Here is a 702-nt window from a genome sequence, read left to right as displayed (position 1 = left end):
ATATTACCTCGATAAAATTAAGCCACAAAGCCAAATCTTGGCAATAATAAATGGTCAAGATACACAACTACTTATTGAGTCAGTATCCACTATTGTTGAAAATGGTAAATTCAAAGCAAAACTAATCCCACTACATGACACTACCTCCCTACTTAAAAGAGGGCAATCTATTGAAATACAAATCCCACTACAAGAAAAAAACAGCTCTGCATTGATGGTACCAACTGATAGTATCATTTCCGATGATGATGGAAATAACTTCATCTACATATATCAGCCAGAAAATGATCTAGCTATTAAATCTAAAATAGAAATAGATCGTCGGAGCCCGATGAAAACAGAGATAATAGCAGGAATAAAGGTTGGGGAAATTATTGTCACCCCCCCAGAAACTAACAATAGTGAATACGATATTATTGAGTTCAAATAACATGCTAAATATACAAAATGCTGAAAAGTGTTATACCACCAAAACAATTAAAACCAAGGTTATTAATCATCTTAGCTTCAGCGTTGAAAAAGGTGATTTCGTTTCTATTATGGGGCCATCAGGCTCAGGAAAATCCACATTACTTAATATCATCGGTCTGTTTGACTCTCTTGATAATGGTTCATTCACACTGGCGAAAAAAAACATTATTGATATGAGCTACTCACAAAAAATAATATTAAGACGATTATTAATAGGTTATATATTTCAAT

General features: G+C 33.0%; 1 protein-coding gene and 1 pseudogene. Both read left to right on the top strand.

Going from position 1 to position 702, the window contains the following annotated elements; genetic code table 11:
* A pseudogene (locus V1952_RS22310) lies at positions 1 to 430 on the top strand (RND transporter); the annotation flags it as partial.
* A 1-nt stretch (position 431) separates the two neighbouring features.
* A partial coding sequence (locus V1952_RS22305) for an ATP-binding cassette domain-containing protein (protein ID WP_420075606.1) occupies positions 432 to 702 on the top strand: 271 nt, incomplete at its 3' end.

The sequence above is a fragment of the Yersinia sp. 2542 StPb PI genome, assembly GCF_048593855.1.
Taxonomy (GTDB): Bacteria; Pseudomonadota; Gammaproteobacteria; order Enterobacterales; family Enterobacteriaceae; genus Yersinia; species Yersinia enterocolitica_E.
The sequence above is the reverse complement of the archived record's forward strand: the minus strand, read 5'-3'. Positions and strand labels throughout refer to the sequence as shown.